We start from the raw sequence: 709 nt of genomic DNA on the forward strand, positions 1-709 counted from the left end.
TGCCCGGTGATGGCCAGGGCGGCGGTGGGCTGAGCTGGACCTTCCTGGGCAAGAACGCCGCGGCGGTGATCAGCGCACTGGACCAGGTCACCGATGTGCGCCTGCTGCAGACGCCCTCGCTGTTCGTGCGCAACAACGCCATCGCCACCTTGAATGTCGGCAGCAAGATACCGGTCTATTCGGTCTCGGTCTCGGGCATCAGCGACAACCAGTACGCGCAGGTGCAGTACCTGGAAACCGGCACCATTTTGAAAGTGCGCCCGCGTGTCACCCGCGACGGCATGGTGTTTCTGGACATCGTGCAGGAGGTCAGCTCCCCGGAAGGCGAGCCCGACGCCAACGGCAACGTGCGCATCAACACCCGCCGCATGAAGACCGAGGCCGCGGTCAATGCCGGGGACACGGTGATGCTGGCCGGGTTGATCGAAGACAGTTCCACCCAGGGTTCCTCGGGCTTTCCCGGGCTGAGCCGGCTGCCGGTGATCGGTGGCCTGTTCGGCCGCAAGACCCAGAACAGCCGGCGCAGTGAAGTCATCGTGCTGCTGACGCCGAGCATCGTGCGCAATCCGCAGGAAGCGCGGAACCTCACCGACGAATACGGCAGCAAGTTCCGCGCGCTGGACCCGCTGGGCCCGAAGGCGCGCCGCTGAGCATGGCGCTGCCGGTCATCCTGTTGCCGGTGGGCGTGGACGAGGCCGCGCTCGATGCC

Annotated in this window: 1 pseudogene; it reads left to right on the forward strand. The window is 66.4% G+C overall.

What is annotated here, in order from left to right:
* Positions 1-650: pseudogene (locus tag JCM9942_RS17400) on the forward strand (type II secretion system secretin GspD); the annotation flags it as partial.
* Positions 651-709 lie beyond the last annotated feature (59 nt).

This window comes from Stenotrophomonas pictorum JCM 9942 (genome assembly GCF_001310775.1).
GTDB lineage: Bacteria > Pseudomonadota > Gammaproteobacteria > Xanthomonadales > Xanthomonadaceae > Stenotrophomonas > Stenotrophomonas pictorum.